Source organism: Aeriscardovia aeriphila (assembly GCF_002259595.1).
Classification (GTDB): domain Bacteria; phylum Actinomycetota; class Actinomycetes; order Actinomycetales; family Bifidobacteriaceae; genus Aeriscardovia; species Aeriscardovia aeriphila.
The window spans coordinates 704,876-720,615 of the sequence record NZ_MWWU01000002.1; the positions used below are offsets into that span (position 1 = coordinate 704,876).

13 protein-coding genes are annotated in these 15,740 nt (G+C 55.9%); 1 reads left to right on the plus strand and 12 read right to left on the minus strand.

Annotated elements, in window-relative coordinates; all coding sequences use genetic code 11:
* Window positions 1-240 precede the first annotated feature (240 nt).
* On the plus strand, window positions 241-522 hold the full coding sequence (locus AEAE_RS04020) for an HU family DNA-binding protein (protein ID WP_094689831.1): 282 nt from the start codon (window positions 241-243) through the stop codon (window positions 520-522).
* 186 nt (window positions 523-708) lie between these two features.
* Here AEAE_RS04020 and AEAE_RS04025 read toward each other — a convergent pair whose 3' ends face one another.
* The 12 genes from AEAE_RS04025 to fusA all read right to left on the minus strand — a co-directional run bounded on the left by AEAE_RS04025 (window position 709) and on the right by fusA (window position 15,687).
* On the minus strand, window positions 709-1,629 hold the full coding sequence (locus AEAE_RS04025; RefSeq protein WP_094689832.1) for an inositol monophosphatase family protein: 921 nt from the start codon (window positions 1,627-1,629) through the stop codon (window positions 709-711).
* 13 nt (window positions 1,630-1,642) lie between these two features.
* Window positions 1,643-3,163, minus strand: a complete 1,521-nt coding sequence (locus tag AEAE_RS04030) for an RsmB/NOP family class I SAM-dependent RNA methyltransferase (RefSeq protein WP_158520493.1) — start codon at window positions 3,161-3,163, stop codon at window positions 1,643-1,645.
* A complete protein-coding gene (gene fmt, locus AEAE_RS04035) occupies window positions 3,156-4,217 on the minus strand; it encodes a methionyl-tRNA formyltransferase (protein WP_094689834.1) in 1,062 nt (353 codons plus the stop codon). Before fmt ends, AEAE_RS04030 begins: the two co-directional genes overlap by 8 nt.
* Before the next feature lie 2 nt (window positions 4,218-4,219).
* A complete protein-coding gene (locus AEAE_RS04040) occupies window positions 4,220-5,041 on the minus strand; it encodes an HAD family hydrolase (protein ID WP_094689835.1) in 822 nt (273 codons plus the stop codon).
* Between the two features lie 123 nt (window positions 5,042-5,164).
* On the minus strand, window positions 5,165-7,804 hold the full coding sequence (locus AEAE_RS04045; RefSeq protein ID WP_148139960.1) for a primosomal protein N' family DNA-binding protein: 2,640 nt from the start codon (window positions 7,802-7,804) through the stop codon (window positions 5,165-5,167).
* A gap of 178 nt (window positions 7,805-7,982) precedes the next feature.
* Complete coding sequence (gene metK, locus AEAE_RS04050) at window positions 7,983-9,224, minus strand: methionine adenosyltransferase (protein WP_094689837.1); 1,242 nt, start codon at window positions 9,222-9,224, stop codon at window positions 7,983-7,985.
* 94 nt (window positions 9,225-9,318) lie between these two features.
* Window positions 9,319-9,606, minus strand: a complete 288-nt coding sequence (gene rpoZ, locus AEAE_RS04055) for a DNA-directed RNA polymerase subunit omega (RefSeq protein WP_094689838.1) — start codon at window positions 9,604-9,606, stop codon at window positions 9,319-9,321.
* 57 nt (window positions 9,607-9,663) lie between these two features.
* The gene (gene gmk / locus AEAE_RS04060; RefSeq protein ID WP_094689839.1) at window positions 9,664-10,341 is read right to left on the minus strand and encodes a guanylate kinase; all 678 of its coding nucleotides are present in this window, start codon (window positions 10,339-10,341) and stop codon (window positions 9,664-9,666) included.
* A gap of 6 nt (window positions 10,342-10,347) precedes the next feature.
* The gene (gene nusB / locus AEAE_RS07065) at window positions 10,348-11,124 is read right to left on the minus strand and encodes a transcription antitermination factor NusB (protein ID WP_094689840.1); all 777 of its coding nucleotides are present in this window, start codon (window positions 11,122-11,124) and stop codon (window positions 10,348-10,350) included.
* Window positions 11,125-11,238: 114 nt separating this feature from the next.
* Window positions 11,239-11,805, minus strand: coding sequence for an elongation factor P (efp, locus tag AEAE_RS04070; protein ID WP_094689841.1), 567 nt, complete (start codon window positions 11,803-11,805; stop codon window positions 11,239-11,241).
* A gap of 177 nt (window positions 11,806-11,982) precedes the next feature.
* Entirely contained in the window at window positions 11,983-13,185 is a 1,203-nt protein-coding gene (gene tuf / locus AEAE_RS04075; protein ID WP_094689842.1) for an elongation factor Tu, read from the minus strand.
* A gap of 351 nt (window positions 13,186-13,536) precedes the next feature.
* Complete coding sequence (gene fusA / locus AEAE_RS04080; RefSeq protein WP_094689843.1) at window positions 13,537-15,687, minus strand: elongation factor G; 2,151 nt, start codon at window positions 15,685-15,687, stop codon at window positions 13,537-13,539.
* Window positions 15,688-15,740: the final 53 nt, after the last annotated feature.

Consider the following 15,740-nt stretch of genomic DNA (forward strand, 5'->3'; position numbering starts at 1 on the left):
GCTGAACCAGCTTGACCGCGATATTTTATTGCATGAACGCCGGTTTCTCAACAGTTTTGAGCCTGGAGGACAGTTTTTCTTGTGAAGATTGTTCATTTTTGTTCGCACTTGTGAACGTGTGAGAAAAAATGACCAAAATCCGCGGAAATTCAACAGTTTTTCTGATTTTTGTTGTAATATCGGCTATGTAAACGGACGGCGAACAAGAAGCCGCTCCCACAGAGAAAGAGTTAGTGCACCATGGCATATAACAAGGCTGATCTCGTTTCCAAGGTTGCTGAGAAGTCCAACCTCACCAAGGCACAGTCCGAGGCTGCTATCAACGCATTCCAGGACGTTCTCATCGAGTCCCTCAAGAACGGTGAGGGCCTCAAGCTCACTGGCGTTTTCGCTGCTGAGCGCGTTAAGCGTGCAGAGCGCACCGGCCGTAACCCACGTACTGGTGAAACCATCAACATCCCAGCTCGCTACGGCGTGAAGCTCTCCGCAGGTTCCCTGCTCAAGAAGGCCGTTTCTGAGTGAAAACTCGATAGCCTCGCAACAACTCAGTGACGAGTCATTGACGAGTTATGAAAAAGCTCACTGCTCAGCAGTGAGCTTTTCTGTTGCGTACAACTGCTTGTGCGAGCTGTTACGCTGAGTCTATTCCACTGAACTATTGCTCAGTGGGTTGCGCAAGCTATTACGCTCAGCACCTCGCACCCCTGATCACTCGTAAATGGGTGGCATCTCCTGAGTGCGAGCAATACGCTCATCATTACTCGGGTTCGACACCGTTGGGTTATCTGAACGCGCAGCCAAATAAGGCATCAACTCATCGTCGATCACAGCATTAGTCGCCACAATATCATTAGCTTCATGCCAATTGATCAACGAGCCATCCCAACGGGAGAGATGGCCTTGAGCTTCCCACAACACAATGGCTCCTGCGGCTACTGCAGGAATATCCCAAGAATGCAACGATGGCTCAAAATAAGCGTCATAGGTACCATCTGCCACTTTGCACAAATCCAGAGAAACCGGCCCAATACGTTTGATATCAGCAGGTTTACCTGTCAGATCGTTGACGGTAGCCAACGCTCTGCGAGATTCATTCCTGAAGTAGCTCATACCAAAGCAGAGAACGGAATCCGACAGATGTGGCCATGTAGAGGGGATCACTCGCTCTCGCTTTTCTGTGGTTAACAGGCGGCGGACGCGAATGGCACCTTGCCCGCGAGCTGCCATATACGTCAAGTCGAGAGCTGGAGCGTGGACAACGCCGAGAATCGGGTAGATCTCGCCCATATCATTCGCCTCGAACAGCGAAACCGTGACCGTCCATTCCGACAGGTTCCTCGCAAAGTTGATAGAACCGTCGACGTTACCCACGCACCAGAAGCGGTCGCCTGGCCTCACTTCACCGGCGAGCTCATCCCAGTAGCTCTTGTGTGGTTCGATTTCGTTGAGAGCACCCATCACATACTGCTGCAGGTGTGAATCAATGTCGGAAGCGTAGTGGCCGACTGAAATGCCTCCGCGTTCGCGCGAGGTTTTGGTCACGCTGGGGTTCAACTGCTCTCTCAGGGCGTGGTTGCCGGCAGTGCGACACACCTCTTCAACCTTTGATGCCAGTTGGCGCAAATCCATAGAGCCCGCCTTTTCACTCAGTTGGTGATTGAGGAACGACTTTTCGCAAAAGTGACATGAACATCATGTCGGTATCGATGTTAAACAGCTGAACATCGCCGTGTGCAAGCTTCAACGAGTTCTCCTCCACCACGGTAGAAAGAACCTGTGCTGCGTCTAATCGTTGCACATCATCACGACTGTTCACGCAGGCATCCACCACCGCTCGCGTCTCCTCCACCACGGGCGAACACGTCGAATAGAGTATGACTCCGCCGGGAAGTGTGGCGTCTATAGCCGCATTGAGCAGTTGTTTTTGCAAGCCGATGAGCTCGTCAATCTCCTCAGATTTTTTACTCCAGCGCGCTTCCGGCCGCCTTCTCAACGCTCCCAGCCCCGAACACGGCACATCGACGAGCACGCGGGAGAACTGACCTTGCTTGGCTTGGGCATACTCTCGCCCGTCCAGCACGGTGATCGCGTCAATCGTCTCGTCTTTCAGCGCTGCCACATTGTGTGCAACGAGTTTCGCGCGAGTAGGGTTCTTCTCGTTGGCGCGAATTGTCGCACCTTTAAGCTGGGCGAGAGCTCCGAGAAGGGCAGTTTTCCCGCCCGGTGCTGCACACAAGTCCAGCCAGAGATTATCACTGCTCGCCTGGCTCTGCGCTGCCGATAAAGTGAGCGCAACCAGCTGGCTTCCTTCGTCTTCCACACCCGCTTTGGCATTCTTCACGGCCGCAAGAGTTCCCGGATCGATTCCACTGACTCTCAGAGCGTAAGGTGACCACAAGCCTTTTTCAACGTGTGCCTCAGGTGCACGGTCAGTAATCTGGTTGGCAAGGTCTGCTGGTGCAACAAGGCCAGGGCGCGCGCATAAAGTCAGAGGTGCAGGAAGATTATCAGCGCGCAAAATCTCTTCCAGCTGCTTCTCCCGCTCCTCCTCACTCATCTGCGGGTTCGTGGCGGCGAAGGATTCGCGAAGCTTGCGAATGATCCATTTCGGATGAGAATAGCGTACTGATAATCTGGCGTCGTGCTGCGAGCGAGGGATGCGAGAGGTGAGAATCGCCTCCCATTCTTTGCGACTGCGTTCACTGGCGCGACGCAAAGTGGCGTTGATCAGCCCGGTGGCACGGTGAGCGTGCGGCGTGTGGCGGGCGAGTTCGACGCTAGTGGTCACCACAGCGTATGCGGCAACGTCAAGGAGCAAGAGTTGGGTGAGGCCGAGGCGCAGAATATCGCGCACGTCCGCGTCCAACAGGGAAGCCAATTTTCTCGCTTGTTTTGTGCTGTCAACCACACTCGCCGCACCTGAGGTGCTCGCTTTAGCTGGTTTCTTCGCGGTCAGCGCGTCAATCAGCGCGTCGAGGAAACCTTGCCAGCGCAGGGTTTGATACACCATATCCGTGCAAAAAGCAGCATCGCGCGCCGACAACTGCGCTTGACTCAACAACCCGGGCAACAGAAGGTTCGCAAAGCTGTGGCGCGTGCGAATCGCGCGCAGAGCAGACAGCGCGACCTTGCGTGCGCCGAGCAAACTGCCGGTGTCACTCACAGTGGGCTCCTGCTTGCAAACGAGCACCGCGAGCCCAGTCTGCTGCTCGCATGGTCTTCTTACCCGGAGCTGTCACTACGAGCAACTCGAGGAAATCAGTTTCGCAGGCAACCCACACGTGCTTCTTGCTCACGACGAGATCACCGGGATGCAGGGCAGCTGCTTTCAGGCCTTGTGCCTGCAGAGCAGAAGCGAGTGCTGGCTCATCAGCACGGGCAGTATGGACGGCGTTGAGGCGCAAGCGCTCGCCTTCCTCACTGGCAGCATCGTGGGCAGTAACGTGAGCAGCGCCCTCAACAGCACTCTTCCCCGCCTTATACACCGTGGTAAAAGCACCGGGGTCAGGGTTGCAGGCGCGAGCATGCGCACTAACCACACTGGCCGGCTTGTCCCACTTCACCTGAGCGTCCTCCATGCTAATCTTTTGCGCTAAAGCCCGAGAGGGGTCAGTCAACTCAGGCTGAACATGCAAGAGAGAAGCAAGAGTAGGGTCGGTAGCCGCCTCTTTTTCAACCCTTGCCATCTGCTCAATGATCATCTGCGCACCCAGCTCGGCCATCGACATCATCAAATCACCGGCATTCGGCTCGTCCTCAATCGCCATCTCACGCTGGGCAAGAAGCTTGCCCGTATCCATACCAGCATCCAGTTGGAAAATGGAGATACCAGTCTTCTTGTCCCCCAGCCAAATGCTGCGCTGAACAGGAGCAGCACCACGAAGCTCAGGCAACAGGGAGAAGTGAATGTTGAACCAGCCCAGAGGCACAGCGTCCAACACGGGCTGGCGAAGAATGCGGCCATAAGCGACTACAACAGCTGCTTGCACACCCAGCTCGTGAATGCGCTCGAGGAAGTCTGGGTCGCCAGGCTTGCCGTCAAAAACCGGGATTCCTAGCTCTTGGGCTGCCTGCTTCACCGGGCTTGGAGTAGCCTTCCTGCCTCGCGAACGCACGGCATCCTTGCGCGTGAGCACGGCAACAACCTCTTGGCTGCTCGCCAAAGCGCGCAGCGCAGGAACAGCAGCTTGTGGTGTGCCAGCAAACAAAATCTTCATGTTCACCCTTTCACAACTGTTTTCGAAGCGTGGCAATCTGACGGCATTGAGGCGCGGAAACCGCTCGCCTGCTCCACACTTGTCATCACTGCAGGAATATTCACACCCATGGCGATCAGATCCTCGCGAACCTGCTGGGCAGAACGCTGAACAATACCACCCATGCCAAAATCGCGAGCAGCTTGCACATTCGATGGCTTATCGTCAATGAACACTGCGTGCTCAGGCTCATAGCCGAAGGTGTGAGAGGCGGTTTCAAAAATATCGCGGTTTGGCTTGATCTGATGGATGAAGCCCGACACCAGGTAGCCGTCGAGCTCGTGGATGATCGGATAGCGGCGTGGCACCCAGTAGAAGTTCTCCGGCGACCAGTTGGACAGACCCCAGCAACGGTAACCGGCCTGATGAAGGTCCTCAATCAACTGACGAGCGCCCGGGATTTCACCCATCAGCGACTGGTCGAAACGCTCAAGGTAGAAGCGCATCATTTCAGCCCACGGGCCCGGGTGAGGAGTCATTTGAGCGACGGCATCCTCCAAGCTTTCGCCGTTATCCGACACCGCATTGGCATCGTCAAAACCCGACAGATCGTTGTCGCGGAACTGGCGGATCATCTCCTCGTCAAAACGCGAGGAAAGCGGGCCGGCTGGGTCCCAATGCACCAGCACCTCGCCAAAGTCAAACACGACGTCGGTAATAGCGGTGGTTGCGCGCTTCACCGAGGCAAAACGACACTGGACTTCCTGGTTGGGCTCTCCTTGCGTGCGACGCAGCTCTTCGGCGCTCAAGTGCGTGTGCGCAGGCGTAAGGTCGACAAAAGTCATTATTCTCCTTCATGAGATTATCAGTTCAGCTTTTCACTGCCTTCTATTCTACGGCTGAGGTTTACTCCTCGCCGAACGCGAAGCCCGACTGTGGAAAACTTTCGCCTGCGTTCACGCTGGCATTCAGCGAATCGCCAGATTCTTGGGATCTATCCAAAAGCGCAGCTCCCCCTGCCGCTGAATGCTGACCAAGCTCGCCGCCTGGTGCAAACGCGTCGCCAACTCTTGACGAGAGGAGAGCGGCACGCGCACAATCACTTTCACTCGCTCCGACGCTCCAGCCAGCGGCGGTGCTTTACGCTCCGTTTCGCGCAATTGCACGGAAACAGGGCCCATGACGCGAGGAACCTCTACTTCATGCAGCTGCCCATCCTTGCCATAAAGCGAAGCGACCAGCGGCGGGAAGGAATCCACATCTACGCTTTCCACAGCTTGCATAACGGCCGGATAATCGCCCCACACGCTGGCGGCCGCAACAATCGGTGGTAATCCTGTTTGACGCCTCTCCTCCAGCTCCGCACGCGCCAAACTCTGCGCATCCCAATTGCACAAAGCATCCGCAATAAACGGATCACACTCGCCGATGAGCAACACATGCCCGCCGAGCTTGACTTGGCTTGCCTCGCCCATCCACAGGTTGAGGGTATCCGTTCTCGCGTCAAGCCTCTGGTCATACTGGCTTGCCCAAGCGTCCAAGATTATCACCGCGGAATATCCCCCACCGTTCACCTTGGGGATAGCGTTTGCCGTCGCGACAACCACCCGCGGGCTCGCATCAATCTGGGCGATCGGGCCTCGAGGGAACTGCGGGCTCGCCGGCTGCGAAACGATGACCTGCTGGCTTTTCATCAGCATGCTCACCTCTCGCGCGGTTCCCTGCGCACCCACCTTCAGCTTTCTCAAACTCGTGTTGCCACAGTTAGGGCACACCCATTGCGTCGCACTTGCCCCACACCAGGCGCATTGGATGTGGCCAGCACTGTCAATCTCACGCAATGGGCCAGTACAGCGCGAACAGCGAGCAGCATGGTGGCACGAATCGCAGGTCAGAACCAAAGCAAACCCAGCGTGATCGGCCAGCACGAGCACCGGGCCTTCGTTGAGCGCTTGCGTCATCACACCCACGGCGTAGCGGGGAATGCGCGCGGACAGGCGCGGCTCATCGTGAGATTGCAAGAATTCGCGGTTCAGCCAGCTCACGTGAATCGCATGCCGAGCCTCCTGGGTACCTTGAACGCTCAGCGCCGCACCCGTTTCAACGTCAAACTGAGCTTGAGCGCTACGAGAAAGGCTCACCGCAACGTAGAGGCCGTCGTGCAAGCGTGCACGCAGACGCAACACGCCAGAAACCGAAGCGTACGGCTGCTCGCCATCGGAGTAAACGTAAGCGTTCTCACTCATGCAGATGAACAGCGCGTTCTTTCCCACCGGCGCGTACATGCTCGCGCGCGTGCCGAGAACGCAGGTCACCGCCCCCGAGCTCAGGGCCGTCAGAGAGCGCGAGCGGGTGAGAGGCGAGGTGGAAGAATCGAGAGTGCAGTAGTCAGCCAGCGGGCCGGCAACATCCGTGAGCTCGCGCTCGAGGCTTGCTTGTGCGTCCTCCAGATTGTGCGCATGCCCGCTCAACCGCTCGTATGCTTCGCTGGCAGCTTGTGCTTGTTGTGCCAGGTCTTGAAGCTCGTCGCTGGTTTGGCCTTCTTTGGTGAGCTTTTTGATGGTTCGCGCGAGCTTTCTGGACAGTACACCCTGGGCGTGGGCTTGCTTCTTGGTGTGGCTGATCTCGCGCTTGAGCGCATCTTCGCGCGCTGCAATACTTTCCAAACTCACGAGCCCGTAGCGGTGAAGGGCTGCTGAAAGCCTGGTGATGTGCGAGCTGCTGGGTAGTACACACACGACTGGCCGGCCGGCTTGCTTGGCTTGCACGATCATCCATGCGATGTCGCTCACCCAACGCGAAAAGCCCGGCACAACGTCCCAGATTACCAGGCGTTGTGATGCCAGCTCCGCACTTTCTCCAGCTGCGCTTTTCTCCCCTGTGTTTCGCTCAGCCGCAGGTCCCTCCCCCGCGCTCGCCTCGGTTCTGCCTTCTTCAGCCGCGCTAACTGTGCGTTCCTCGGCCACGCGCCCCTCAGCCGCGCTAGCCTCACGTTCTGCGCCCGCTCCAACCTCGCCATCCTCGCCAGCGCCGATCAGCGTGTGCACGGCAAGGCTTCCACGATAATCACTGAGCTCGCGCGTGGTCATTTCTTCGAGCAGATCTTCATCAACAGAGCGCGTAAAACGCTGCTCGCCACGCGCTTTAGCCGCGAAAAAGTCCCAGTCACGCTCCTGCTCCACACGCGCATTATGCGTAGGGAATGCCAGGGAAAGAATTTCAGCGCGGGTGCCACCATACAAGCGGGCGATTTCTTCGACGTCGCGGCGCATTTGCCCGTTGATCAGCACTCGAGTGGACAGCTGCGCGCGGATCGGTTTGAGCGACACGCTGACCGTTTCCACACCCCTACTCCACACAAAGCCTGTGACCACGCGCCTACCAAACGGCACACTGACGGCCATCCCCGGCTCAAGAGTGTCGGCCAGCGCGGGCGGGATGGAATACGTGAAAGTTTGCGCCATATGAATGGCGGTGACGAGAATAACGACGTGCGCGACGAGCTCGCGGTGTCTCACACTCACTTTCTGAAGATTATCAGTGCGCGACTGGTGCTTCACTTCCACGCCAGGAATATCGAGAGCAAGCTGAACGGGTTGATCGGCCACCACTCCTCCCTTCCTCGGTACTGATAATCTTCTTCAATTCTAGCCCGCGCCAAACGAGACGTCAGAAAACGCGCAAACTGGGGAAAACGCGCAACACAGATGTGACGCGCTAGGAGCCTGCTAAGGGCGAAAACTGTAGCTCACCTCGGCGCGAACAGCGTCACACCTAGCTCATCTCTCAGCGTTCAACCGCAGCGCGCAACTGCTCAGCGCGCGACACACTCTCCCAGGTAAAATCAGCATCCGTACGGCCGAAATGACCGTAGCAGCTCGTTTTCTCATAAACCGGCTTGAGCAAGTCGAGCTCATCAATAATCGCCGCCGGGCGCAAGTCAAACACCTCACGAACGGCAGCCTCAATCTGAGCATGCGTAATACCCGGAGTCTGCGTACCGAAAGTGTCAATATTAATAGCCACCGGCTCGGCAACACCGATAGCGTAAGCAATCTGAACCTCGCAACGATGCGCCAAACCTGCAGCCACCACGTTCTTCGCCACCCAGCGAGCAGCATAAGCGGCAGAACGATCCACCTTGGTCGCATCCTTACCAGAGAAGGCACCACCACCGTGATGAGCCGCACCACCATACGTGTCGACGATGATTTTGCGTCCTGTTAATCCGGAGTCGGCGGCAGGCCCACCCAGAACGAAAGAGCCCGTAGGATTAACCAGCAGCTTATACGAATCGTGCTCAACAGCGTGAGTAGACGCCTGCTCAGCCGCAGCGCACACCTGCTGCAAAACCGGAGTGATCACGTGCTCGCGAAGTTGAGCCTTGAGCCACGTCTGTTCAACATCCGGGTCGTGCTGAGTGGAGATGAGAACCGTGCGAATAGCGCGAGGATAACCGTCATCGCCGTATTCGACGCTTACCTGCGTCTTACCATCCGGACGCAGGCCAGGAACAATATGCTTCTTGCGCACCTGAGCCAGCCGCTGAGCCAAACGCTGAGCCACAGTGATCGGGAACGGCATGAGAACATCCGTTTCGTCACTGGCGTAACCAAACACCACACCTTGGTCGCCAGCGCCGGTCGTCGCGTATAGCTCTTCCTTCTCCGCGTCAGTCATATCAGCGTGGCGATGCACACGGTCCACGCCCTGCTCAATTTCTGCCGACTGTTGACCAATCGAGGAGACGACACCACAGGAGCGATAGTCGAGGCCGATCTCGCTGGAATCGTAGCCAATGCGCTTGAGCACGGAGCGCACTACCGCTTGAATATCGGTGTAGGCCTGCGTGTTCACCTCGCCGAAGACGAAGAAGGTACCAGTTGCTGCACAGGTTTCCACGGCCACATGAGAGTTGGGGTCAGAGCGCAACATGTCATCGAGAATCGCGTCGGAAATTTGGTCGCAGATTTTATCCGGATGCCCCTCGGTGACTGCCTCAGCAGTGAGTAGTTGCAACTCGGTCATACCCTCTCCTTTGAGCTTGTTTATACAGATAGTTCATACAAAAAGGGCCTCCCTCACTCGAGGAAGGCCTCAAAAACAGAAACGGTGAGTAAGCTCAGCGTCCCTCATTTTCGTCATCCGCAGCGAGATGCTCTTCGAGAACACCCTCGTCGATCTCGCGGAAAGCAACAGTCAGCTGCTTATCTTCCTTATTCGCGTCAACGAGCGGGCCCACGCTTTGAATAATGCCCTCGCTCGCCTGGCTCCAGTAAGAGTTCAGCTGGCGAGCACGCTTGGCTGCGAAAACGACCAAAGCATACTTGTTGCCGTTGGTGTGTTCCAACAGATGATCGATGGTAGGATTGACGACTCCCTGTGGTGTCGGCTCAGTTCCAATTGCCATGAGTCCCTCCATTCAGACAACTTTCCAGTCTAGTGAATCCTGTGGTCAATTGCCAGTTCACTTTCCCGTTTCCGGGTCCACGCCATATTCCTGGCAAATCACACGCCACAGCTCTTCTGCAGCCTCGTCGACATGCGTATTGGTAATCACCACGTCGAACTCTTTTTCGGCGGCAAGCTCGACTCGCGCGGTGGCCAGCCTCTTCATCCTTTGCTCAGGATTTTCAGTACCACGTTCAGCAAGTCTGGTAATCAAATCATCGAAGCTCGGTGGGGCGAGGAAAACGAAGAGCACATCCAAGCCCAGCTCAGCAGCACGTTCCCTCACGCGTCGAGCACCTTGCAAATCGATTTCCAAGATCGTGGGCACACCATCTTGCAGGTGGTCAAGCACTGGCTGCAAAGGCGTTCCATAGTGCGCCATATTGTGCACAATAGCGGTTTCCAAGAACTCGTTATTGCGTCGCATTTGCTCGAACTGGTCTTCGGTAAGGAAGTAATACGTTTTACCGTCCACTTCACCCGGCCGGGGTGCACGAGTCGTTGCGGAAACCGACACCCATACCTGAGGATGGGCCTTCGTCAAAGCGGCCTCGACAGTTCCCTTACCAACGGCTGTAGGGCCGGAGAGCACGACGAGGCGGCGACGAGGACGAGCTTGTGGCTTGCTAAAACGGCTCGTTACTCCTTGAGAAGCGCGGCGAAACCAGCTGGTCTTATCTTTCTTCTCAGCCATAAATCCTCACTTCCCTCTACGTCGCATGCGAATCACAGCACGCTGCAACAGATATTCTGCCTGCTGCTGTTCACGGTTCGTTGGGTTAAACGGCCAAGCAGCATTCCGAGCTTTAAGGAGAATTCTACGGCGAGACAGCGTCACAAACGCGCGGCGACGGCGACGTTCTGCGGCAGGAATCAGTGAGGAGAAAGTTCCTGGCTTGCGCTCATCGTCACTCAAAGAGGAGAAACTGAGATTATCAAGGTCAACATCCTCATCCGCGCTGTCACCGTACTGCTCGTCGCGTGCGGTGTTATCAGCAGTGGTAATCTCGGTTTCGCTTTGTTTGAGGGAGCGAGACAGGCCGCGCGAGCGCTGCGACTGGTCGTCGTTTTCAGGCACGGCATTCGGGTCGTCACTGATGGCAGAGAGAACAGCGTGAATAAAGCTTGGCGAGTCGGCATCAGAGAGCTTCTTGGCCAGAGCGAGAGCTTCATCGATGGCAACAGGAGCGGGAATTTCGTTGTTGTAGACGATCTCCCACACGCCCATGCGCAAAATATTGCGGTCGACGACAGCCATTCGCGAAATCTTCCACGAAGCGTGTTCGTTGATCATACCGTTGATGCGCTTATAATGCTGTGCCACACCGCGCACGATGTCCGAGGCATACTCTGGAAGTGGGGTGTCGGCTCCCGGGTTCTTCTCGCGTTCAGCGAGCAGATCGAGAATGTCCGCATCCTTCAAATCAGCTTCATATAGAGTGTTCAATGCCCTTTTCCGTGCGGTAGAGCGTGCCATCCAGTCCTCCTCATGTCTGCCTATAAGTGGCGCAAAAGCCTCCGAGTAAACTCGAAGGCTTGTTCCTCTCCCCTGCCTGCGCTCACAGCAAAGGAGTGTCAGAAGTGAGGTGACTCACTTAGTTTCGCGACCCAGGTAAGAACCGTCGCGGGTGTCAACCTTCACTACCTCACCCTCAGTAATGAAGAGCGGAACTTGAATTTCAGCGCCAGTTTCTACAGTTGCTGGCTTGGTACCAGCATTGGAACGGTTGCCCTGCAAGCCTGGCTCAGTATGAGTGACCTTGAGCAGAACAGATGCTGGCAGCTGAACTTGAAGCGGGGTGCCATCGTGGAAGGAAATCTGGCACTCAGTGCCCTCGAGCAGGTACTTCTCCTGGTCGCCGATAAGTGCGGAAGGAATCATCACCTGATCGTAGGTGGTCATATCCATGAAGACGAAGTTGTCGCCATCACGGTAGGAGTACTGCAGATCGCGGTTATCCACGGTTTCGAAGTCAACCTTCATACCAGCGTTGAAGGTGCGCTCAACCTGCTTACCAGACAGAACGTTCTTGATGGTGGTACGCACGAATGCTGGACCCTTGCCTGGCTTGACGTGCTGGAACTTCACGACAGTCCAAAGCTGACCATCGAGATTCAAAACAGAGCCGTTCTTAATGTCATTGGTGGTTTGTGCCATTTGCTAATCCCATCCAAAGAAAAATCACGTATGAAGACAACTGTTAAGTATGCCACAGCCCCACAACAAAAGGGCTGAGCATGAAAAAAGGGATAGCTCCCGAAGAAGCTATCCCTTGACGTTGGCGTAACAACAGTTGAACTGCTATTTACACGAACAAGTCACAACTGAAGTCAATCAGTCGAGAACTTCGGTCACACGACCAGAACCAACGGTGCGGCCACCCTCGCGGACTGCGAAGGTCTGGCCCTTCTCCATTGCGACAGGCTGGATGAGCTTGACGGAGAAGTTGGCGTGATCACCTGGCTGAACCATTTCGGTGCCCTCTGGGAGCTCGATGCTACCAGTGACATCGGTGGTGCCGAAGTAGAACTGTGGACGATAGTTGTTGAAGAATGGAGTGTGACGGCCACCCTCGTCCTTGGTAAGGACGTAAACCTCAGCCTTGAACTCGGTGTGAGGAGTGATGGAACCTGGAGCAGCCAACACCTGACCACGCTCGACCTGGTCACGGTTGATACCGCGGAGGAGCAGACCGACGTTGTCGCCAGCCTCAGCGGAATCCATGATCTTGTGGAAGGTCTCGATGGAGGTAACGGTGGTGGACTGGGTATCCTTCAGACCAACAATCTCAACTGGGGTGTTGGTGAGGATCTGACCACGGGAGATACGACCGGTGACCACGGTACCACGACCGGAGATGGTGAAGACATCCTCGATTGGCATGAGGAATGGCTTGTCGAGGTCGTGAACTGGGGTTGGGATGTACTCATCGACTGCGTCCATGAGCTTCTTGATCTGCTCAACCCAGTGCTCGTGGTTTGGCTGATCGTCGTGCAGTGCGCCGTAAGCGGAGATGCGCACGACTGGGCAGTCGCGGTCGAAGCCGTTCTCTTCGAGCAGGTCGCGAGTTTCCTCTTCGACGAGATCGATGAGCTCTTCGTCCTCAACCATATCGCACTTGTTCAGAGCGACGAGGATCTTCGGGACGCCGACCTGCTTTGCGAGCAGGACGTGCTCACGGGTCTGAGCCATAGGACCATCGTTTGCAGCCACAACGAGGATTGCGCCATCCATCTGAGCTGCGCCGGTGATCATGTTCTTGACGTAATCAGCGTGGCCTGGAGCATCGATGTGAGCATAGTGACGCTTCTCGGTCTGGTACTCGATGTGCGCGATATTAATGGTAATACCGCGTTCCTTCTCTTCTGGAGCCTCATCGATCTGGCTGAAATCATATTCCTGGTTCAGATCCGGGTACTCGTCGTGTAGAACCTTGGAGATTGCTGCAGTCAGGGTAGTCTTACCGTGATCAATGTGGCCGATGGTGCCGATGTTGACATGCGGCTTAGTGCGTACGTACTTGGCCTTCTCTGCCATTATGTCCTCCTGGACGTTCGTAGTTCGCTTCCGCCACATGAGCAGAAGCCCCGCTACATATTACAAAACTGCTGAGATTATGACAACCGGTGCAGTGTTAACTCTTTGAGTCTACCCGCTAAAGCAGACGGATGCCACACCTTCACTGTGAGCGTGGTTTCCCAGCACTCAGGCAAAGGATTTTCACTCACTAATGTAAGACATTAGTTCGCAAAATCGTTGTATGTAAGGGGCTGCTGTGTCAGACAACCCCTCACATACCCGAGGAGACGAGTCAGCACCCGTCCCCTCTCAAACTTTCGGCTCATGAGCGTTGATAATCTTGAGGAATACTCAAAGATTAACACTCACTCACTCGCCACGCTGCTTCTTGATGATTTCGTCAGCAACGGACTTTGGAACCTCAGCATACGAATCCATCTGCATGGTGTACACTGCACGGCCCTGGGTCTTGGAACGAAGGTCACCAATGTAGCCGAACATCTCGGCCAGCGGCACCTTAGCGTCGATGATACGAACGCCCTTCTCGTCGTCCATCTTATCGATGCGGCCACGGCGGGAGTTCAAATCACCAATGACATCGCCCATGTACTCGCCTGGAGTACGAACCTCGACGGCCATGATTGGCTCGAGAATGACTGGGTTAGCCTTAGGAGCTGCGGTCTTGAAGGCCATAGAACCAGCGACCTTGAAGGCCATCTCGGAGGAATCGACCGGGTGCATCTGGCCGTCCATGAGCTGAGCCTTGACACCCACCACTGGGAAGCCTGCGAGGACGCCAGTTTGCATAGCTTCCTTGACGCCGGCCTCGACGGATGGGATGTACTCCTGGGAGATGTCGCCGCCAGTGACGTGATCCTCGAAGATGAAGTCCTTGCCCTTCTCTTCTTCGTTGGTCTCGTCGATTGGCAGGAAGTTCATCAGGACCTTTGCGAACTGACCAGAACCACCGGTCTGCTTCTTGTGGGTGTACTCAAGGTCCATCACTGGCTTCTTGATGGTCTCGCGGTAAGCGACCTGTGGCTCACCAACGTTTGCATCAACCTTGAACTCACGACGCATACGGTCGACGATGATGTCGAGCTGGAGCTCGCCCATGCCGGAGATCAGGGTCTGACCAGACTCTTCGTCGGTCTTGACCTGGAAGGTTGGATCCTCATCGGAGAGGCGCTGCAATGCGATTGCCATCTTCTCCTGATCAGCCTTAGTCTTTGGCTCCACAGCAACCTCGATTACTGGGGTTGGGAAGGAGATGGACTCAAGGGAGATTGGGTGAGCAACATCGCACAGAGTATCACCGGTGGAGATTTCCTTCAGGCCAACGAATGCGTAGATGTTACCTGCGCGTGCTTCGTCGACTGGGATCTCCTTATCGGAGTGCATCTGGAAGAGCTTACCAACGCGCTCACGCTTGTCCTTGGAAGCATTGAGAACGGTGTCGCCTGGCTTGATGGTGCCGGAGTACACGCGAACGTAAACGAGCTTTCCATAGAATGGGTGAGCTGCGATCTTAAAGGCGAGTGCTGCGAATGGCTCGTCTGCCGATGGCTTACGATCCTCTTCCTCGTCCTCGTGACCTGGGACGTAGCCCTTGATTGCTGGAACATCCACTGGGGATGGCAGGTAATCAACGACAGCGTCGAGCATTGGCTGAACGCCCTTATCCTTGAAGGCGGAGCCGCAGAACACTGGGTAAGCTTCAGAAGCCACGGTGAGCTTACGAACGCCTTCACGGATCTCCTGCTCGGTGAACTCCTCACCAGCGAAGAACTTCTCCATGAGTGCATCGTCAGACTCGGCAACCTGCTCGAGGAGCTTCTGACGGTACTCGTCAGCCTGATCCTTGAGCTCAGCAGGGATGTCAGTGGTCTCGTAGTGAGCACCCATGTCCTTGCTCTTCTTCTGGTCGCCAGCCCACACGTATGCCTTCATGCGGACCAGATCGACAACACCGTTGAAGTCGTCCTCAGCGCCGATTGGCAGCTGCATGACGATTGGAGTTGCGTTCAGCTTCTCCTTGATGGTATCGACGGAGTAGAAGAAGTTGGCGCCCAGCTTATCCATCTTGTTGATGAAGCAGATACGTGGGACGTCATACTTATCAGCCTGGCGCCACACGGTCTCGGACTGTGGCTCCACGCCTTCCTTTGCATCGAAGACTGCAACAGCACCATCGAGAACACGCAGGGAGCGCTCGACCTCAGAGGTGAAGTCGACGTGGCCAGGGGTATCGATGATGTTGATCTGGAAGCGATCCTCAGGGTCGTGAGACTGACGGTTCCAGAATGCAGTAATTGCTGCAGAGGTGATGGTAATACCACGTTCGCGCTCCTGGACCATCCAGTCCATGGTGGAGTCGCCATCGTGGGTCTCACCAATCTTGTAGTTCACACCGGTGTAGTACAGAATACGCTCGGTAGTGGTTGTCTTACCGGCATCGATGTGAGCCATAATGCCGATATTACGGACCTGTTTCAGGTCAGTAAGCACGTCTTGTGCCATTTATTCCTCACTTAGCGCGACGATTTGTCTTGGTTATGGGTGCCCTAAGGCGG